The sequence below is a fragment of the Streptomyces sp. NPDC048516 genome, assembly GCF_043199875.1.
Classification (GTDB): domain Bacteria; phylum Actinomycetota; class Actinomycetes; order Streptomycetales; family Streptomycetaceae; genus Streptomyces.
This window is the reverse complement of sequence record NZ_JBICWS010000007.1, coordinates 25,795-44,054: the sequence shown is the minus strand read 5'-3', so window position 1 is coordinate 44,054 and position 18,260 is coordinate 25,795. Positions and strand designations below refer to the sequence as shown.

Annotated in this window: 17 protein-coding genes; 7 read left to right on the top strand and 10 right to left on the bottom strand. The window is 71.4% G+C overall.

Annotated elements, in window-relative coordinates; genetic code table 11:
- Window positions 1-6: 6 nt before the first annotated feature.
- The 3 genes from ACGFR7_RS15985 to ACGFR7_RS15975 all read left to right on the top strand — a co-directional run bounded on the left by ACGFR7_RS15985 (window position 7) and on the right by ACGFR7_RS15975 (window position 4,061).
- Entirely contained in the window at window positions 7-861 is an 855-nt protein-coding gene (locus ACGFR7_RS15985; protein ID WP_393318713.1) for a thiazole synthase, read from the top strand.
- A gap of 274 nt (window positions 862-1,135) precedes the next feature.
- A complete protein-coding gene (gene pknB, locus ACGFR7_RS15980) occupies window positions 1,136-3,103 on the top strand; it encodes a Stk1 family PASTA domain-containing Ser/Thr kinase (RefSeq protein WP_393318710.1) in 1,968 nt (655 codons plus the stop codon).
- Between the two features lie 64 nt (window positions 3,104-3,167).
- Complete coding sequence (locus ACGFR7_RS15975; protein WP_393318707.1) at window positions 3,168-4,061, top strand: deoxyribonuclease IV; 894 nt, start codon at window positions 3,168-3,170, stop codon at window positions 4,059-4,061.
- 21 nt (window positions 4,062-4,082) lie between these two features.
- Here ACGFR7_RS15975 and ACGFR7_RS15970 read toward each other — a convergent pair whose 3' ends face one another.
- Window positions 4,083-4,715, bottom strand: a complete 633-nt coding sequence (locus tag ACGFR7_RS15970) for a sulfite oxidase-like oxidoreductase (RefSeq protein ID WP_393318704.1) — start codon at window positions 4,713-4,715, stop codon at window positions 4,083-4,085.
- Between the two features lie 145 nt (window positions 4,716-4,860).
- On the opposite strand from ACGFR7_RS15970, the gene bfr reads away from it, so the two are divergent.
- Entirely contained in the window at window positions 4,861-5,337 is a 477-nt protein-coding gene (gene bfr, locus ACGFR7_RS15965; RefSeq protein ID WP_393318701.1) for a bacterioferritin, read from the top strand.
- A 70-nt stretch (window positions 5,338-5,407) separates the two neighbouring features.
- On the opposite strand, the gene ACGFR7_RS15960 is transcribed toward bfr, so the two are convergent.
- Both ACGFR7_RS15960 and ACGFR7_RS15955 read right to left on the bottom strand, forming a co-directional pair.
- Window positions 5,408-5,662 carry a (2Fe-2S)-binding protein gene (locus ACGFR7_RS15960; RefSeq protein WP_350250438.1) on the bottom strand — a complete coding sequence of 85 codons (255 nt, stop codon included), beginning with the start codon at window positions 5,660-5,662 and terminating at the stop codon, window positions 5,408-5,410.
- Between the two features lie 174 nt (window positions 5,663-5,836).
- Window positions 5,837-7,186 (bottom strand): class II 3-deoxy-7-phosphoheptulonate synthase, encoded by a 1,350-nt coding sequence (locus ACGFR7_RS15955; RefSeq protein ID WP_393318698.1) that lies wholly within the window; start codon window positions 7,184-7,186, stop codon window positions 5,837-5,839.
- A gap of 253 nt (window positions 7,187-7,439) precedes the next feature.
- Between ACGFR7_RS15955 and ACGFR7_RS15950 the strand changes: the two genes are divergently transcribed.
- Window positions 7,440-9,482, top strand: coding sequence for an anthranilate synthase family protein (locus ACGFR7_RS15950; RefSeq protein ID WP_393318695.1), 2,043 nt, complete (start codon window positions 7,440-7,442; stop codon window positions 9,480-9,482).
- Here ACGFR7_RS15950 and ACGFR7_RS15945 read toward each other — a convergent pair.
- From ACGFR7_RS15945 to ACGFR7_RS15925, 5 genes are all read right to left on the bottom strand, one after another.
- Window positions 9,448-10,464: a 2-hydroxyacid dehydrogenase gene (locus ACGFR7_RS15945; protein WP_393318692.1), complete on the bottom strand. Its 1,017-nt coding sequence runs from the start codon at window positions 10,462-10,464 to the stop codon at window positions 9,448-9,450. The genes ACGFR7_RS15950 and ACGFR7_RS15945 overlap by 35 nt on opposite strands.
- A 218-nt stretch (window positions 10,465-10,682) precedes the next feature.
- Window positions 10,683-11,711, bottom strand: coding sequence for a 6-phosphofructokinase (locus ACGFR7_RS15940; protein WP_393318689.1), 1,029 nt, complete (start codon window positions 11,709-11,711; stop codon window positions 10,683-10,685).
- A 245-nt stretch (window positions 11,712-11,956) separates the two neighbouring features.
- The gene (locus tag ACGFR7_RS15935) at window positions 11,957-12,601 is read right to left on the bottom strand and encodes a response regulator (protein WP_393319393.1); all 645 of its coding nucleotides are present in this window, start codon (window positions 12,599-12,601) and stop codon (window positions 11,957-11,959) included.
- Between the two features lie 20 nt (window positions 12,602-12,621).
- Window positions 12,622-13,899 carry a MacS family sensor histidine kinase gene (macS, locus tag ACGFR7_RS15930; protein ID WP_393319390.1) on the bottom strand — a complete coding sequence of 426 codons (1,278 nt, stop codon included), beginning with the start codon at window positions 13,897-13,899 and terminating at the stop codon, window positions 12,622-12,624.
- Window positions 13,900-14,003: 104 nt separating this feature from the next.
- Window positions 14,004-14,750: a 1-acyl-sn-glycerol-3-phosphate acyltransferase gene (locus ACGFR7_RS15925; RefSeq protein ID WP_088797274.1), complete on the bottom strand. Its 747-nt coding sequence runs from the start codon at window positions 14,748-14,750 to the stop codon at window positions 14,004-14,006.
- A 162-nt stretch (window positions 14,751-14,912) separates the two neighbouring features.
- On the opposite strand from ACGFR7_RS15925, the gene ACGFR7_RS15920 reads away from it, so the two are divergent.
- Together ACGFR7_RS15920 and ACGFR7_RS15915 are read left to right on the top strand one after the other, a co-directional pair.
- Window positions 14,913-15,710, top strand: coding sequence for an alpha/beta hydrolase (locus ACGFR7_RS15920; RefSeq protein WP_393318686.1), 798 nt, complete (start codon window positions 14,913-14,915; stop codon window positions 15,708-15,710).
- Window positions 15,697-16,380 (top strand): hypothetical protein, encoded by a 684-nt coding sequence (locus ACGFR7_RS15915; RefSeq protein WP_393318683.1) that lies wholly within the window; start codon window positions 15,697-15,699, stop codon window positions 16,378-16,380. The genes ACGFR7_RS15920 and ACGFR7_RS15915 overlap by 14 nt, the downstream gene beginning before the upstream one ends.
- 1 nt (window position 16,381) lies before the next feature.
- On the opposite strand, the gene ACGFR7_RS15910 is transcribed toward ACGFR7_RS15915, so the two are convergent.
- Together ACGFR7_RS15910 and ACGFR7_RS15905 are read right to left on the bottom strand one after the other, a co-directional pair.
- On the bottom strand, window positions 16,382-17,131 hold the full coding sequence (locus ACGFR7_RS15910; protein WP_393319388.1) for an endonuclease/exonuclease/phosphatase family protein: 750 nt from the start codon (window positions 17,129-17,131) through the stop codon (window positions 16,382-16,384).
- Between the two features lie 122 nt (window positions 17,132-17,253).
- The gene (locus tag ACGFR7_RS15905) at window positions 17,254-18,195 is read right to left on the bottom strand and encodes an ROK family glucokinase (protein ID WP_393318680.1); all 942 of its coding nucleotides are present in this window, start codon (window positions 18,193-18,195) and stop codon (window positions 17,254-17,256) included.
- Window positions 18,196-18,260: the final 65 nt, after the last annotated feature.

Sequence of the window (18,260 nt, the reverse complement as noted above, 5' to 3'; positions counted from 1 at the left end):
GCAGACATGACCGACACCGCAGCGCTCCGGGGAACGGCCCCCGCCGCATCCGGCAGCGACTTCGCCGCGAGCGGGGACCCCCTCACCCTCGCCGGCACCACCTTCGCGTCCCGCCTGATCATGGGGACCGGTGGCGCACCCAGCCTCGACGTCCTGGAGCGGGCACTGCTCGCCTCCGGTACGGAGCTGACCACGGTCGCCATGCGGCGGCTGGATCCGACCGTGCAGGGCTCGGTGCTCTCCGTACTGGAGCGGCACAAGATCAAGGTGCTGCCGAACACCGCGGGCTGCTTCACCGCGGGCGAAGCCGTGCTCACCGCCCGGCTCGCCCGGGAAGCGCTCGGCACGGACTGGGTCAAGCTGGAGGTGGTCGCCGACGAGCGCACCCTGCTGCCCGACCCGATCGAGCTGCTGGACGCCGCCGAAACCCTGGTGGACGACGGTTTCACCGTGCTGCCCTACACCAACGACGATCCGGTGCTGGCCCGCAAGCTGGAGGACGTGGGCTGCGCCGCGATCATGCCGCTGGGCTCGCCGATCGGCTCCGGCCTGGGCATCCGCAACCCGCACAACTTCCAGCTGATCACCGAGCGGGCCGGCGTCCCCGTCATCCTCGACGCGGGCGCGGGCACGGCGTCGGACGTCTCACTGGCCATGGAGCTGGGCTGCGCGGCCGTGATGCTGGCGTCCGCGGTGACCCGCGCCCAGGAGCCGGAGCTGATGGCGTCCGCCATGCGCCACGCGGTGACGGCGGGCCGACTGGCGTACCGCGCGGGGCGCATCCCCCAGCGACACTTCGCGCTGGCCTCCTCACCGACGGACGGTGTGGCCGCCTTCGACCCCGAGCGGCCGGCTTTTTAGCCCCACGTTTCGGCTGCCCGCCGTTGTGGTGCCGCCCTGCCTTGCCCCATGCCCACGAGCCGCACCCGACCCGTCACGCACACCCCACGGCCCTTCTTCCCCCACCCCTGCCCCTCAGGCCCGTCACCGCAGCCCGAAAGCGCCGCGCAGCGGACCCGCCCCCGCCGCAGGCGGGCGGCGGTGGCACCGCGCAGCGGGCCCCGAAGCGGGCGACAACCACGGCGGGGAGGCCGAAATCGTGGGAGGCGGCCCATAGGCCATAGACTCTTCTGCCGTGGATACCACCCTTCAGGACCCGCTCGTGGGCCAGCTGCTCGACGGCCGTTATCGCGTCCAGGCGCGCATCGCCGCAGGCGGTATGGCCACGGTCTACCAGGCCATGGACACCCGGCTCGACCGCGTGCTCGCGCTGAAGGTGATGCACCCGGGGCTCGCCACGGACGGGGCGTTCGTCGAACGCTTCATCCGTGAGGCGAAGTCGGTCGCGCGGCTGTCGCATTCGAATGTGGTGGGCGTCTTCGACCAGGGCACGGACGGTACGTACGTGTATCTGGCCATGGAGTACGTCGCCGGCTGCACGCTGCGCGACGTGCTGCGCGAGCGGGGCGCCCTGCAGCCACGGGCCGCGCTGGACATCCTGGAACCGATCCTGGCCGCCCTGGGGGCCGCGCACCGCGCCGGGCTGGTGCACCGCGACATGAAGCCGGAGAACGTCCTGATCGGCGACGACGGCCGGGTCAAGGTCGCCGACTTCGGTCTGGTGCGGGCGGTGGACACCAACACCACCGCCTCGACCGGCTCCGTCCTGGGCACCGTCTCCTACCTCGCCCCCGAGCAGTTGGAGCACGGCACCGCGGACGCCCGGGTCGATGTCTATGCCTGCGGTGTGGTGCTCTACGAGATGCTGACCGGCGGGAAGCCGCACACCGGCGGCACCGTGGCGCAGATCCTCTACCAGCATCTGCACGAGGACGTGCTGCCGCCGTCCGGCCTGGTGCCCGGTCTCGCACCGCAGCTGGACGAGCTGGTCGCGCTGGCCTGTGCCCGCGAACCGCAGGTGCGTCCGCAGGACGCGGTGGCGCTGCTGTCCCGGGCGCAGGAGGCCCGGGCACAGCTGACCGACGCCCAGCTGGACATCGTGCCGCCGGAGGCCAGGGACCTGGCCCCGGGGAGCTCGGGTGAAGGCTTCGAGCGTACGGACGTGATACCCCGCACCGATGGCATACAGCCGCCGCTGCCGGGGGCCGGCGAGACGGAGCTGAACCGCACCAGCCGGCTGGAGGTGCCGACGGCCTCCGAGCAGACCACCCGGCTGCGCCCGGTGCCCGCCGAGGAGGCACCCCGCCGCGGGCTCCGCCGGCGGCGGCTCGCCACCGTCATCGCGGCCGTCCTGCTGGTCCTCGGGGTCGGTACGGGCGTCTGGTACATCAACTCCGGCCAGTTCACCACCGTCCCCGCGGTGCTGGAGATGACACAGGCCAAGGCCGAGAAGACCCTGCGGGACGACGGCCTGGGCGTGAAGGTGGTGCGCGACTTCAGCTCGAACGTGCAGCGCGGCCACGTCATGAAGGTGGATCCGGAGAACGGCAAGCGGATCCGTGGCACCGACACGGTCACCCTCACCATCTCCCGCGGGCCGGAGATCGTCAGCGTCCCGGACCTGTCCGGCACCCCGGTCGCCGACGCCAAGCGCAAGCTGCGCGACCGCGGGCTGGTGCCGGGCGCCGTCACCCGGGAGTTCAGCGACGAGGTGGCCAAGGGCTCGGTGATCCGTACGGACCCGCATGCCGGGACCAAGCGGCGGCCCGATACGGGGGTGGGGCTGACGGTCAGCCGTGGCACCGCGGTCGATGTGCCCGGCGTGCTCGGCAGCGACCGGGCGGACGCGGCGAACACGCTGCGCGAGGCCGGTTTCCAGGTGCGTTTCGCCGAGGGGCCGGTGTTCTCCACCCAGGACAAGGGCACCGTCGCCCGGCAGACCCCGGCAGAGGGCAAGAAGCTCGGCAAGGGCGACACGGTCACCCTCACGCTCTCCAAGGGCCCGGAGATGATCGCCGTCCCGAACGTCACCGGCAAGAACGTCGATGACGCCAAGAAGCAGCTGACGGATCTGGGCTTCCAGGTCGAGGTGAAGAAGCCGTTGCTGTTCCCGCAGGACACGGTCGACAGCCAGTCCGTCGATCCCGGCAAGAAGGCGCCGAAGGGCGGCACGATCACCATCGAGCTCAAGGGCGCCCTGTAGGACCCGCCGTCCCTGCCCCACGGCTGCCGTCCGGCGGGCGTGGGGCACCTGGCACCCTGGGAGGGTGAGTACCTCCCCCGAGGGCGCCGCGCAGCGCGCCCGTGCACGTAACCCGGTCGGCGGCCATGTGCCGGTGGCCGGCGGCCTGGCCAAGACCGGCCTTCCCTACGCCCGGGAGATGGGCGACGAGGTCGTCCAGGTCTTTGTGGCCAATCCCCGCGGCTGGGCGACGCTGCCCGGCAGCCCCGGACAGGACGAGGCGTTCCGCGCGGCCTGCGACCAGGAGGGGATCCCGGCGTACGTCCATGCGCCGTATCTGATCAACTTCGGTTCACACACCGAGGCGACCGTCGACAAATCCGTGCTCTCGCTGCGCCACTCGCTGCGCCGGGGCCGGGAGATCGGTGCGCTGGGCGTGGTCGTGCACACCGGCTCGGCGACCGGCGGGCGGCCGCGTGAGACGGCGATGGCGCAGGTCAGAGAGCGGATGCGGCCTTTGCTCGACGAGCTGACGCACCCGGACGACCCGTGGCTGCTGCTGGAGCCGACGGCCGGGCAGGGGGCGTCGCTGTGCGCACTGGCCGAAGATCTCGGTCCGTACTTCGATGCGCTGGACCGGCACCCCAAGCTGGGGATCTGCCTTGACACCTGTCATGCGTTCGCGGCCGGGCACGACATGGCGGCGCCGGGCGGCACCAAGGCGCTGCTGGACGAGCTGGTGGAGGTCGCGGGCGAGGGCAGGCTGAAGCTGATCCACGCCAATGACTCCAAGGATGTCGTCGGCGCCCACAAGGACAGGCACGAGAACATCGGCGCGGGTCACATCGGTGCGGAGCCGTTCGGTGAGCTGTTTCGGCACCCGGCGACGGAGGGGGTGCCGCTGGTGGTCGAGACCCCGGGCGGCAAGGAGGGGCATGCGGCGGACGTGGCCCGGCTCAAGGAGCTGCGCGGGCCCTGAGCCCCGTCCGGCACGCCGGGATCAGAGCTCGGGGCCGTCCCCGGGCTCTTCCTGGTACGAGTAGCGCTGCTCCCGCCAGGGGTCGCCCAGGTTGTGGTAGCCGCGTTCCTCCCAGAAGCCGCGGCGGTCGGCCCGCATGTACTCGACGCCGCGGACCCACTTGGGGCCTTTCCAGGCGTACAGCTGCGGAACGATCAGGCGGACCGGGAAACCGTGCTCCGCGGTCAGGAGCTCACCCGAGCGGTGCGTGGCGAAGAGGCAATTCTCCGCGGCGAAATCCTCGATCCGCACATTCGAACTGAAGCCGTACTCGGCCCACACCATGACATGGGTGACATCGGGGGCGGGCGGTGCGAGTTCGAGGATCGTTTGGGTGCGCACTCCGCCCCATTCGGCTCCCAGCATGCTGAATTTCGTTACGCAGTGCATATCGGCAACGACCGTGGCGTACGGCAGCGCCGTGAATTCCTCGTGCGACCAGCAGTGTTTGGCGCCGTCGGCGGTGGCACCGAAAGCCCGGAACTCCCAGCGTTCGGCGCGGAACTTCGGCACCGGACCGTAATGCGTCACCGGCCAGCCCCGCTGCAACCGCTGCCCCGGAGGCAGCTGGGGTTGCTCCTCTTCGCGGCTTTCCGGCTGACCCATGCCCTCCATGTTGTCAGACCGGAAGGGGTGCCGATGACCAGGGAGAGAGGGATTGGGGCAACTCGCACTAAGCGTGCACTTACTGGACGCCCTGCTCCGGGCGGTGCGAGGATGCGGCACCTGCCCAGTTCTCGCGTGGAAGGAGCCCGCAGCCATGCAGGGCGACCCCGAGGTCATCGAATTCCTCAATGAGCAGCTGACCGCCGAGCTCACCGCGATCAACCAGTACTTCCTGCACGCCAAGATGCAGGAGAACTTCGGCTGGACGAAGCTCGCGAAGTACACCCGCTCAGAGTCCTTCGACGAGATGAAGCATGCAGAGATCCTGACGGACCGGATTCTCTTCCTCGAAGCTCTGCCGAATTACCAGCGGCTGTTCCACGTACGGGTGGGCCAGACCGTCACGGAGATGTTCCAGGCCGACCGGCAGATCGAGGTCGAGGCCATCGACCGCCTCAAGCGCGGTATCGAGCTCATGCGCAACAAGGGCGACATCACCTCGGCGAATATCTTCGAGGACATCCTCGCGGACGAGGAGCACCACATCGACTACCTCGACACCCAGCTGGAGCTGGTGGAGAAGCTCGGAGAAGCGCTCTACATCGCCCAGCTCATCGAGCAGCCGAGCTGAGCGAGCGGCCGGATGCCCATCCTCCGCCCGGCCCGGAGCGGCGGCGAAAGGCCCTCGTCGGCCCTGAGGGCTACGCGGCCTCCGAAAGCGCCGCGGGCTCCACGGCGTCCGCCTCCGCGCCCAGCGGTTCGGGCGCACCGCTGTCGATGAGCTCCCGGCGGGGGCAGGAGCCCCGGCCGAGCAGGGACTGGATGCGGCGGACGCAGCCGCCGCAGTCGGTACCGGCCTTGCAGGCGGAGGCGATCTGCCGGGGCGTGCAGGCGCCCGTGTCCGCGTGCTCACGGACCTGCTGCTCGGTGATCCCGAAGCAGGAGCAGACGTACACGCGGCTTCACCTTCCGTGGAGTCACCTCATCCATCCGGCTGATCTTGGGTGAGGTAACCCTTACCTTACCTGCCTCGGCGGGGGCTGCACAACGCAGTGGGGCGCGGATCACAGGATCCGCGCCCCACTTTCGTTGTGCCCCTGCCCGTCAGCGCAGGTCAGCGGCCGACCGGCTCACTGGTCGCGGTACATCTCCGCCACCAGGAAGGCCAGGTCGAGCGACTGGCTGCGGTTGAGCCGCGGGTCGCAGGCGGTCTCGTAGCGCTGGTGGAGGTCGTCGACGAAGATCTCGTCGCCGCCGCCCACGCACTCGGTGACGTCGTCACCGGTCAGCTCGACGTGGATGCCGCCCGGGTGGGTGCCGAGGCTCTTGTGGACCTCGAAGAAGCCCTTGACCTCGTCCAGCACGTCGTCGAAGCGCCGGGTCTTGTGACCGGAGGCCGCCTCGAAGGTGTTGCCGTGCATCGGGTCGCAGATCCAGGCGACCTGCGCGCCGGAGGCGGTGACCTTCTCGACCAGCTCGGGGAGCTTCTCGCGGACCTTGTCCGCTCCCATGCGGGTGATGAAGGTCAGCCGGCCCGGCTCCCGCTCCGGGTCGAGGCGCTCGATGAGCGTCAGCGCGTCCTCCGGCGTCGTCGTCGGGCCGAGCTTGACGCCGAGGGGGTTGCGGATGCGCGAGGCGAACTCGATGTGCGCGCCGTCCAGCTGACGGGTGCGCTCGCCGATCCAGACCATGTGGCCGGAGACGTCGTAGAGGTTGCCGGTGCGCGAGTCGACGCGGGTCAGCGACGACTCGTAGTCCAGGACCAGCGCCTCGTGGGAGGCGTAGAACTCGACGGTGCGGAACTCCTCCGGGTCCACCCCGCAGGCGTTCATGAAGTTCATCGCGCGGTCGATCTCGCGGGCCAGCGCCTCGTAGCGCTGTCCGGAGGGCGAGGACTTCACGAAGTCCTGGTTCCAGGCGTGCACCTGCCGCAGGTCGGCGTAGCCGCCCGTGGTGAAGGCGCGCACGAGGTTCAGGGTCGCCGCGGAGGCGTGGTACATCCGCTTGAGCCGCTCGGGGTCCGGGATCCGGGCCGCCTCGGTGAACTCGAAGCCGTTGACGGAGTCGCCGCGGTAGGTCGGCAGCGTCACCCCGTCGCGGGTCTCGGTGGGCTTGGAGCGCGGCTTGCTGTACTGGCCGGCGATCCGGCCGACCTTGACCACCGGGACGGACCCGGCGTAGGTCAGGACGGCGCCCATCTGGAGGAGCGTCTTGAGCTTGTTACGGATGTGCTCGGCGGATACGGCGTCGAAGGCCTCCGCGCAGTCGCCGCCCTGAAGCAGGAACGCCTCACCACGGGCGACCGCTCCCAGGCGCTCGCGCAGCTGGTCGCACTCGCCCGCGAAGACGAGCGGCGGATAGGACTCGAGCTCCGCGATCACATCGCGCAGAGCCTTTTGGTCCGGCCAGTCAGGCTGCTGCGCCGCGGGCAGGTCTCGCCAGGTGTGGCCACCGGCGTGGGTTTCAGCGTTCACGGTCACACCGCCCACATTACGGGGTCCCGGGAGACTGTCCGTCCCGGTATCCGGACTTTGAGACGCACTGCACTCGGACGGTCCGGTAGGGTTCCCCTCATGTGCACGCGACCGGCGCTCAACAGCAACTGGTGGTGGACCGCTCATCCGGCGGCCCACTGATTCGCGCGCACACCACACACTTTCGCGAAGGCCGCCCGAGGGGCGGCCTTCAGCCTTTTGCGGCGGCCGTTCCTCCTCTCCTGGAAGGAACCCCGTCATGCACCGCGAGCCCCCCGCCGCCCGCCCGGACGCCGCCGCACTCGTCAGGCGGCTGCTCGACCCCGCCTGCCCGCCGTTCGCCCTGCTGCACCGCCGCACGCCCGGGCGGGAGGCGGCCTCCCCCGCTCCCGGCTTCGCTCAAGCGGGAGGTGCCCCCACCGTCGAGGTGCTGATCGGTGAGGTCGACGAGGTCGGGCACCTGGCCGACATCCCGCTGGGCGAGGGGGTGCCGGACGCGCCGGTGACCGATGCGCTCGCGCTGATCCCGTTCCGGCAGATCCGCGAGCGCGGCTTCCGGGCCCATGACGACGGCACGCCGCTGGCCGTGCTGCGCCCCCGCGAGAGCGCGGAGCTGCCGCTCGACGAGGTGCTGGCGGCGCTGCCCGCGCAGGAGGTACGGGTGAAGGACGGGGCGTTCGACGTGGACGACGACGCCTACGCCGAGATCGTCGGGCGGGTGGTGCGGGACGAGATCGGTACCGGCGAGGGCGCGAACTTCGTCATCCGCAGGACCTTCGAGGGCACGATCGAGGACTTCTCGGCGGCCGGGGCGCTGGCGCTGTTCCGGCGGCTGCTGGCCGGTGAGCGCGGCGCGTACTGGACGTATGTGGTGCACCGCCCCGGGGTGCGCACCCTGGTCGGCGCCAGCCCCGAGGTGCACGTCCGGATGACCGGCGGGCCCGGCGAGCACGGGCCGCTCGGGCCCGGGGACGGCGGGCGGGCGGCCGGGACGGTCGTGATGAACCCGATCAGCGGCACCTACCGCTACCCGGAGGGCGGCCCCACCGCCGAGAGCCTGCTGGCGTTCCTCGATGACCGCAAGGAGGCCGAGGAGCTGTCCATGGTGGTGGACGAGGAACTGAAGATGATGTGCACCGTCGGCGACAAGGGCGGGGTGGTGATCGGGCCCCGGCTCAAGGAGATGGCCCACCTCGCGCACACCGAGTACGAACTGCGCGGCCGGTCCACCCTCGATGTGCGCGAGGTGCTGAAGGAGACGATGTTCGCGGCGACGGTCACCGGGTCGCCGGTGCAGAACGCCTGCCGGGTGATCGAGCGGTACGAGCCGGCGGACGCCGGCGGACGGGGCCGCGGCTACTACGCGGGGGCGCTGGCGCTGATCGGCCGGGACGCGGGCGGCGCGCAGACGCTGGACTCGCCGATCCTGATCCGCACCGCCGACATCTCCGCGGACGGCCGGCTGCGGGTGCCGGTCGGCGCCACGCTCGTCCGCGCCTCCGACCCGCGCAGCGAGGTCGCCGAGACGCACGCGAAGGCCGCGGGGGTGCTGAGCGCGCTGGGGGTACGGCCGGCGCCCTCCCGGCCGGCGGCCGGGGACCGAAGGAAGCGACTGGCCGACGACCCCCGGGTGCAGGCCGCGCTGGATGCCCGCCGCACCGGCCTCGCGCCCTTCTGGCTGCGGATGCAGACCACCGCGCCGATCGCCGAGCTGAGCGGGCACGCACTGGTCATCGACGCGGAGGACACCTTCACCGCGATGCTGGCGCATCTGCTGCGCACCTCGGGGCTGGACGTCACGGTGCGCCGCTTCGACGAGCCGGGGCTGCGCGAGGCCGCTCGCGCACACCGGGGCCCCATCGTGCTGGGCCCGGGGCCGGGAAACCCGTCGGACGCCGCCGACCCCAGGATGCGTTTCCTGCGGTCGCTCACCGCCGAGCTGGTCGCCGGGCACCACGACGGCCTTCTGGGGGTCTGCCTGGGGCATGAACTGCTCGCCGTCGAGCTGGGGTTGGAGTTGGTCCGCAAGGAGGTGCCCTGTCAGGGCGCGCAGGAGCGGATCGACTTCTTCGGCCGCCCGGAGACCGTCGGCTTCTACAACACCTTCACGGCCCGCTGCGACGACACCACGGCGGCCGAACTCGCCATGCACCGCGTGGAATTGAGCCGGGACGCGGTCAGCGGTGAGGTGCATGCGCTGCGCGGCCCGGGCTTTGCCGGAGTGCAGTTCCACCCGGAGTCGGTGCTGACCTTGGACGGCGCCTCGGTCACCGCGCAGCTGTTGGCAGCTGTCCTCGTGTGACCAGCATGTTCTCGTTGGTGCGGTGGGCCAGGTGGTCCTCGACGTTGGCCACGGTGGCCGCGACGATCTGGCCGACCGCGTCCTCGGTGAAGTACCCCTGGTGCGAGGTGACCAGCACGTTCCCGAAGGTCATCAGGCGGGCCAGGGTGTCGTCGTCGATGATGTCCAGGGACTTGTCGAAGAAGAAGAACTTGGCCTCCTCCTCGTAGACGTCCAAGCCGACACCGGTGAGCCGGCCGGCCTTGAGCGTGCCGACCAGGGCCTCGGTGTCGATGAGCCCGCCGCGGCTGGAGTTGACCAGGATCGCGTCGTCCTTCATCGCGGCCAGCGCGGCGGCGTCGACGATCCGCCGGGTCCCGTCCACCAGCGGGAGGTGGAGGGTGATCAGATCCGCCTCGGCCAGCAGCCGCTCCCGGGGGACGTACTGCATGCCCAGCTCCACGCAGCTCGGGTTCTCGGAGAGGTCCCAGCCCAGCAGGTTCATCCCGAAGCCGTGGGCGATCCGGGTGAACGCCTCGCCGATCTTGCCGGTGCCGAGCACCCCCGCCGTCCGCCCGCGCAGATCGCGGCCCATCAGGCCGTCCAGCCGGAAATCGAAGTTACGGGTGCGGTTGGTGGCCCGGACGATCCGCCGGTTGACGGCCAGCGCCAGCGCCCAGGCGAATTCGGCGACCGCGTAGGGGGAGTAGGAGGAGACCCGGCCGATGCTCATCCCGAGGTCGGCCGCGGCCTCCAGATCGATGTTGTTGAAGCCCGTGGAGCGCTGGGCGATCAGCTTCGTCCCGCCGGCCGCGAGGGCCTGCAGGATGTCCGCGCCCAGATCGGCGTTGACGCTGGAGCTGACGATCTCGTAGCCGCGTGCGATGGGCGCGGTGTCGCGGTTGAGGAAGACATCCAGGCTGCGGACCTGGTGGCGGCCGGCGAAGGCCTTCTCCAGGTACGGCCGCTCATCGGCCTGCACCCCGAAGGCGACGATCTCCACGAGCTCTCCCGGTTCTCCCGCCGGTGGTGCGCCCGCGCCCAGGGGCGAGGGGCCGGATATTCGCTGGTGCCGAATGCGGCGAATACCGCGAATACCGCGAATATACGGCCCCTTGCCTCCGGGTGCCGCCCGGAGACCGGGACGGCGGCGGGAGGCGGCGGGTCACGGGTGCCGGGTCACGCCGGGTTACGGCGGACGGGCGGCCGCGACGGCCGGGCTCAGCCGAAGAACACACCGACCTCGGCGTAGCGCGCCGGATCGACGATCTTCAGCTGTGCGGTCGCCTCCGCGATCGGCACCCGGACGATGTCCGTACCGCGCAGCGCGACCATCTTCCCGAAGTCGCCGTCGTGGACCGCGTCGATGGCGTGCAGCCCGAAGCGGGTGGCCAGCCAGCGGTCGAAGGCGCTGGGCGTGCCGCCGCGCTGGGTGTGCCCGAGGACCGTCGTGCGCGCCTCCTTGCCGGTACGCGCCTCGATCTCCTTGGCCAGCCACTCCCCCACCCCGGACAGCCGGACATGGCCGAAGGAGTCGGTGGAGTCGTCCTTGACCACCATCTGGCCGTCCTTGGGCATCGCGCCCTCGGCGACGACCACGATCGGGGCGTAGCGGACCTTGAAGCGGGAGTCGATCCAGCGGCAGACCTGCTCGATGTCGAAACGCTGCTCCGGGATGAGGATGACGTTCGCCCCGCCGGCGAGCCCGGAGTGCAGCGCGATCCAGCCGGCGTGCCGGCCCATCACCTCGACGACCAGTACCCGCATATGGGATTCGGCGGTGGTGTGCAGCCGGTCGATGGCCTCGGTGGCGACGCCGACGGCGGTGTCGAAGCCGAAGGTGTAGTCGGTGGCGGAGAGATCGTTGTCGATGGTCTTGGGGACGCCGACGCAGGGGATGGCGTGTTCGCCGGAGAGCCGGGCGGCGACGCCGAGGGTGTCCTCGCCGCCGATCGCGATCAGCGCTTCGACCTCCTGCTTGGCGAGCGTTTCCTTGATCCGGCGGACGCCGTCCTTCTCCTTGAAGGGGTTGGTCCGCGAGGAGCCGAGGACGGTGCCGCCACGGGGCAGGATGCCGCGCACCGCCGGGATGTCCAGCGGAACCGTGTCGTTTTCCAACGGCCCGCGCCAGCCGTCCCGGAAGCCGACGAACTCGTATCCGTACTCCTGGGTGCCCTTGCGGACGACCCCCCTGATCACTGCGTTCAGACCCGGGCAGTCGCCGCCGCCGGTCAGTACTCCGACCCGCATCGCTGCTTCACCTACCTCCCGACAGTGGCCGCGCACGGCCGTGTGTGAGCCGACGCCGGTCACGCTAATGGTGATCTGGGTCACTCCGGGATGGGACAAACGGCGATGTCCGTGATTTACCGGCGAGTTGGCAGGGGGCGTTCACCCGTACGAGCGGATCCCTCCGGGTGGCGGCCGGGGCGGACGGCGAGCGCGCCGGTCACTCCTCGCCGGGGCCGCGCTGCACGCCTCGCCGGTGCCACTCTTCACGCCTCGTCGAGGCCGCGCTCTATCGCATAGCGCACCAGCTCCACGCGGTTGTGCAACTGGAGCTTGCCGAGGGTGTTCTGGACGTGGTTCTGCACCGTGCGGTGCGAGATCACCAGCCGCTCGGCGATCTGCTTGTACGAGAGCCCCTTGGCGACCAGGCGCAGCACCTCGGTCTCCCGGTCCGTCAACTGGGGTGCGCCCGGATCGTCCGGCGTCGCCGGGGCCGGTTCGGTCGCCAGCCTGCGGTACTCGCCGAGTACCAGACCGGCCAGGCCCGGGGTGAACACCGCATCACCGGCGGCCGTGCGCCGCACCGCGTCCAGCAGCTCGCCGGTGCTCGCCGACTTCAGCAGATAGCCGGTCGCCCCGGACTTGACCGCCTCCAGGACATCGGCGTGCTCCCCGCTCGCGGACAGCACCAGCACCCGCAGCGCCGGGTTGGCACCGACCAGTTCCTGGCACACCCGTACACCGGGCAGCCCCGGCAGATTGAGGTCCAGGACCAGCACATCTGGCGCCGCGGCCTGCGCCCTGCGCACCGCCTGGAGGCCGTCACCGGCCGTCGCGACCACCTCGCACCCGGCCTCCGCCAGATCCCGTGCGACCGCGTCCCGCCACATCGGGTGGTCGTCGACCACCATGACCTTCAGCCCCTGCTCGCTCACGCTCCGCCCTTCCCCCGTTTTCCGCCCTCGGGCGCACCGCCCTTGGGGACCGTCAACTCCACTTCCGTGCCCTGGCCGGGGACCGAGATCCACTCCGCACTGCCGCCCAGGTCGCGCAGCCGGCCGCGGATCGACAGCGCCACCCCCAGACGGCCCTCGCGCTCGGCGTCCGCGAGCCGGCCCTCGGGGATGCCGGGGCCGTCGTCGCGGACCGTCACGATCACCGCGTGCGGTTCGTCCTCCACCAGGATCCATGCGTGGGCCTTCGCCCCCGCATGCACCCGCACATTGTCCAACGCGGCACTGACAGCGGCCGCGAGTTCGGCCGCCGCGGCGGGCGGCAGCGCGACCGGGGCACCGGGTTCGGAGAAGGTGACACCGGCGCCCGCGTACGGCGCGAGCAGCGCCCGGACGTCACACGGTCCGTCACCGGGCGCCGCCGGCACGGCCAGGGCGGATGCCGCGGCGGACTCCCCGGCTCCCGCACCGGCCTGGTGCGGCACCGTCACCCGGAGCGCGGGCGGCGACACCAGCCCGCCCGCGACCAGGGTCCGCAGCGCGACCTCCTGCTCACCGGCCATCCGCCCGAGTTCGCTCGCCTCGCCGCCGATCTCGGCACCGCGCCGCTGCACCATCGCCAGCACCTGCAGCACGCTGTCGTGGATGTCGCGGGCCAGCCGCTCCCGCTCCCGGGTGGCGGCCTCGATCTGCAGGGCGCGGGCGAGGGTGCGCTCACTGGAACGGGCCACCTCGACGACATAGCCGAGGCCGACGCTGGCCACCCACACCAGCACCACGTTGTGGATGGTGTCGCGGGCCAGCTCCTGGCGCTCGACGAGATTGGCCACCGCCACGATGCTGGAGGCCACCGCCGCCCAGCGCCAGCCGCCCTTGATCGCGAAGCCCAGGACCGCACCCGCCGTCCAGATGGACGGCAGCGTCGGCCCGCCGTCCATGATGCGGGCGTGGGTGTCGACCACAAGCGTGAGCAGGATGCCGCCGACCGCGAAGCCGAGATCGGCGACGAGGAAGTGCCGGGTGCAGCGCTCCGCCGAGGTGGTGCGCTGCCAGGTCAGCGCCGTCCAGACGGTCAGGGCGCCCATGTAGGCGGCGGCGCCCAGCGGATGGGCGTACTGCCGGTAGGAGAGCGCGACCAGGCACAGGGTGTAGACGAGGGTGAGGATCCGGTAGCCGGTGAGCGCGCGCCACAGCGGGAGCTCGACGGACATCCGCAGCACCTTCGGAGGGCGTTTGCCGTGGCGCCTGGCGGCCATGGCGGCACCCGTCATGCCGGTGCCCGTATCCGTGCCCGTATCCGTGTCCGTCATTGCCGTCCCCCTTGCCGGGCGTGGTCACGCCCGGTCTCGGCCCTGCCCGTCTATTCGGCGGCCGCCTTCTTGGCCCGCTCCGCCTCGGCCTTCTTCTGTGCCTCGGCCTGCGCCGCCTCGGCCTTCGCCGCGTCGGCGATCTGCCGCTTGGCCGCGGTCGCGTAGATGTCGACGTACTCCTGGCCGGACAGCTTCATGATCTCGTACATGACCTCGTCGGTGACCGACCGCAGGATGAAGCGGTCGCCCTCCATGCCCTGATAGCGGGTGAAGTCCAGCGGCTTGCCGATGCGGATGCCCGGCCGGATCATCTTCGGCACGATCTTGCCGGGCGGCTGCACCTTCTCGGTGTCGATCATCGCCACGGGGATGACCGGTGCCCCGGTGGCCAGCGCCACCCGCGCCAGACCGCCCGGCTTGCCGCGGTAGAGCCGGCCGTCCGGGGAGCGGGTGCCCTCCGGGTAGATGCCGAACAGCTCACCGCGCTCCAGCACCTCGATACCGCTCTTGATCGCCGCCTCGCCCGCGCCCCGGCCGCCCGAGCGGTCCACCGGCAGCTGGCCCACGCCCTTGAAGAACGCGGCGGTCAGCTTGCCCTTGACCCCCGGGGAGGTGAAGTACTCCGACTTCGCGATGAAGGTGACCTTGCGGTCGAGCACCGCGGGCAGGAAGAACGAGTCCGAGAAGGACAGGTGGTTGCTCGCGAGGATCGCCGGGCCCTCGGCGGGAATGTTCTCGATGCCTTCCACCCAGGGCCTGAAGGCAAGCTTCAGCGACCCGCCGATGGAAAACTTCATTGCGCCGTAGATCAACCGACTGCCTCCTGTGTGTGACGCAAAGACCTTAACCTGCCCCGGTGCCCCCCTCGCGCCGCGGCTGCCGCCGGACCTATCCGCCCGCCGTCACTTTGCGTACCCTGGGGTAACTCGCCAGGTCCCCTCATCGATCGGAGTCCCCCGGTGCCGCTCCTTCCCGGAGCCGAGCCGTTCCGCCGTGACGGCGGAGAGGTCGGCGTCCTTGTGTGCCACGGCTTCACCGGCTCCCCCCAGTCCGTACGCCCCTGGGCCGAATATCTGGCCGACCGGGGACTCACGGTCAGTCTGCCGCTGCTGCCCGGTCACGGCACCCGCTGGCAGGATCTGCAGATCACGACCTGGCAGGACTGGTACGCCGAGGTCGACCGCGAGCTGCGGGCGCTGACCGAGCGCTGCTCCTCGGTCTTCGTCTGCGGCCTGTCGATGGGCGGCGCGCTGGCGCTGCGGCTGGCCGCCAAACACGGCGACGCCATCAGCGGGGTGGCCGTGGTCAACCCCGCCAACAGGGTGCACGACGCGGCCGGGCCGCTGCTGCCGGTACTGCGCCATCTCGTCCGGACGACCAAGGGGCTGACGAGCGATATCGCCAAGCCCGGGGCGGTGGAGATCGGCTACGACCGGGTGCCGCTGCACGCCGCGCACTCGGTGCGCCGCTTCTTCCAGCAGGTCGACTCCGAACTCCCCGGCGTCACCCAGCCGTTGCTGGTGATGACCAGCCCGCAGGACCATGTCGTCCCGCCGGGGGACTCCGCACGCATCCTGAGCCGGGTGTCCTCGACGGACGTCCGGCAGACGCTCCTGGAGCGCAGCTACCACGTCGCCACCCTCGACCACGACGCGGAGCAGATCTTCCGGGAGACGTTCGCCTTCCTCACCCGGCTCGCGCCGCACGCGCGGGCGGACGCGGCTTCGGAGGGGACGGCGGCCAGTGGCGGAGCGTAGCCCCCGCGACCCCCGGGACCCGCTGGACGAAGAGGCCGCCTGGGCCGAGATCGTGGCGGGCTACGGCGACCAGCCGTCCTTCCCCCCGGGCGACGGCGACGACGGCACGGACGAACCGGCGGGCAAGGGCGGCTCGAAGAGCGCCGGGGACGGCCCCGAGGACGCCCCCGAGGAGAGCGCCGCGGAAGACACCGGGAAGGCAGCCCCGGAGAACTCCGCAGAGCACTCCGCAAAAGGCCCGGAAGCAAAAGGCCCGGAAGCAGAGGACCCGGAAGCAGAGGACCCGGAAAAGGACAAGGCCGGCGACGGCAAGGGCGACGTCCTCCGTCCGGGCAGCTTCGTCGTCTTCGCGCCGGGCATCGGCCCCCGCAACTGGTCCCCTTCCGAGCCGTCCGACAACGACTTCGACGAGACCGACGAGGGCCACTTCACCCCGCCCGAGCCCCCGCCGCTGCCGGAGACCGATGTGACCGCCAAGTTCGCCTGGATCGCGGTGCTCGGCGGTCCCCTGCTGCTGGTGGTCATGGTGCTGCTGCAGCAGCCGGTGACGTGGTGGAGTTCGCTCCTGGGCATCGGCGGCTTCCTCGGCGGGTTCGCCACCCTGGTGGCGCGGATGAAGAACGACGACGAGGACGACAACGATCTGCCGGGCAGCGGCGCGGTGGTGTGAGTCAGCCCCCGGCCGGCACCCGCAGTGCGGCCAGCACCGGCAGATGGTCCGTCGCGGCGGTGAGGTCGCTCTCCCGTACCCCCGGCAGACCGTGCGGCACACCGCAGCCGAGGACTTCCACGCCCGGCGTGGTGAAGATCGCGTCGATCCGCTGATGCGGGTCACGGGGCGTGGAGGTGAGCTCCCCGCCCCACGGCCGTACCGCCCAGGCATCGGTGAGCGCCCCCGCCAGCCGCCGGAAGCTCCCGCCGTCCGGCCGCTCGTTGAGGTCGCCGCCGGCCACGGCGTACGGCACGCCGAGGGCCGCCAGCCGCTCCAGCAGCAGCCCGGCCTGCTCGTCACGCTCCCGGGCGGCGAGGCTGAGGTGGCAGCTGAGCACACCGAGGCGGGCACCGCCGATCCGCACCACGGCGGTGGCGAAACCGCGCTGGTGCAGTCCGGGGGTGCGGGGCAGCAGGACGTCCTCCGTGCGCTCCACGTGGGCGCGCAGGGTGGACAGGATCATCGGTCCGGCGGCGGTGGCGCCGCCGGTGACGTACACCAGACCGGCCGCGCGGGCCAGCCGCTCGGCGGCCTTGCGCCAGCGGAAGAACCGCGGCGCCTCCTGGACCAGCACGAGATCGGGAGCACAGGCCCGGATGACCCTGGCCAGCGCCGCCCGGTCGTCGCGCATCGAGCGGATGTTGTAGCTGAGCACCCGGATCACGGCCGTACCGTCGGGCTCGGTACGGGAGTCGGGAAGCCGGAGCACGGCGGCGGGTCCTCTCACCGGGATCGTCACGCGGGCCAAGATAGAGCACCGCCCGCCGCACCCCTGGGGGACGCGACGGGCGGTGCCGTTACGGATGAGCAGGCGTGTGGGCCCGCGGGCCCTCAGCCCTGGCGCGCGAGGTCGGCCGCGCCGACCAGCCCCGCCTTGCCGCCGAGCTGGGCGGCGAGCACCTGGGCGTGCGGCCGCCACTGGTTGCCGACCAGCCAGCGGCGGAAGGACTTGCGGATCGGCTCCAGGACCAGCTCGCCCTCGTCCGAGACGCCGCCGCCGACGATGAAGGCGGACGGGTCGAAGAGCGAGGCGAGGTCGGCGAGGCCGGCCCCGGCCCAGCGGGCCAGTTCACGGAACGAGTCGATGGCGACCGGGTCGCCCTGGCGGGCGGCCTCGCTGACGTGCCGCCCCTGGATGCCCTCGGAGGTGCCGTCGCCCAGCGACAGCAGGATCTGGGCGTTCTCGGGGGTGGCGAACGCGCGCTGGCGGGCATAGCGCAGCAGGGCGCGGCCGGAGGCGTACTGCTCCCAGCAGCCCTGGTTGCCACAGCCGCAGAGCAGGCCGTCGGGCACCATCCGGATGTGCCCGAATTCGGCGGCGACGCCGAAGCGGCCGCGGCGCAGCTTGTTGCCGATGATGATGCCGCCGCCCAGGCCGGTGCCGAGCGTGATGCAGATGACGTCGCTGTGGCCCTGCCCGGCGCCGAACTTGTACTCGCCCCAGGCCGCGGCGTTGGCATCGTTCTCGACGACCACGGGGAGGCCGACGCGCTGTTCGACCTTGTCCTTGAGCGGTTCGTGGCGCCAGTCGATGTTCGGTGCGAACAGGACCGTGGCGCGCTTCTCGTCGACATAGCCGGCGGCGCCGATACCGACGGCCTCGACCGGGTGGCCGGCCCCGACGGTCCGCACCGCGTCCGCGATGGCCTCGGTCAGCGCGTCGGTGGCATGCGGAGTCGGAACCTTGCACGTCTCAAGGATCGAGCCCTCTTCGTCGACCACGCCGGCCGCGATCTTCGTGCCGCCGATGTCGACGCCGATGGTGAGTCCCATGTGTCCCTCAGTTTTTCGCTCGAACCCCGCCAGGACCCACCGTACCGGAGGCGGGGGCGCCGGCC

Excerpts from the sequence above, each read along its gene's own strand:
- ACGFR7_RS15985 (WP_393318713.1), top strand. The coding sequence starts at position 7 with ATGACCGACACCGCAGCGCTCCGGGGAACGGCCCCCGCCGCATCCGGC.
- ACGFR7_RS15970 (WP_393318704.1), bottom strand. The coding sequence starts at position 4,715 with ATGGAGGGCATGGGTCAGCCGGAAAGCCGCGAAGAGGAGCAACCCCAG.
- bfr (WP_393318701.1), top strand. The coding sequence starts at position 4,861 with ATGCAGGGCGACCCCGAGGTCATCGAATTCCTCAATGAGCAGCTGACC.
- ACGFR7_RS15950 (WP_393318695.1), top strand. The coding sequence starts at position 7,440 with ATGCACCGCGAGCCCCCCGCCGCCCGCCCGGACGCCGCCGCACTCGTC.
- ACGFR7_RS15940 (WP_393318689.1), bottom strand. The coding sequence starts at position 11,711 with ATGCGGGTCGGAGTACTGACCGGCGGCGGCGACTGCCCGGGTCTGAAC.
- ACGFR7_RS15935 (WP_393319393.1), bottom strand. The coding sequence starts at position 12,601 with ATGGTGGTCGACGACCACCCGATGTGGCGGGACGCGGTCGCACGGGAT.
- macS (WP_393319390.1), bottom strand. The coding sequence starts at position 13,899 with ATGGCCGCCAGGCGCCACGGCAAACGCCCTCCGAAGGTGCTGCGGATG.
- ACGFR7_RS15925 (WP_088797274.1), bottom strand. The coding sequence starts at position 14,750 with ATGAAGTTTTCCATCGGCGGGTCGCTGAAGCTTGCCTTCAGGCCCTGG.
- ACGFR7_RS15905 (WP_393318680.1), bottom strand. The coding sequence starts at position 18,195 with ATGGGACTCACCATCGGCGTCGACATCGGCGGCACGAAGATCGCGGCC.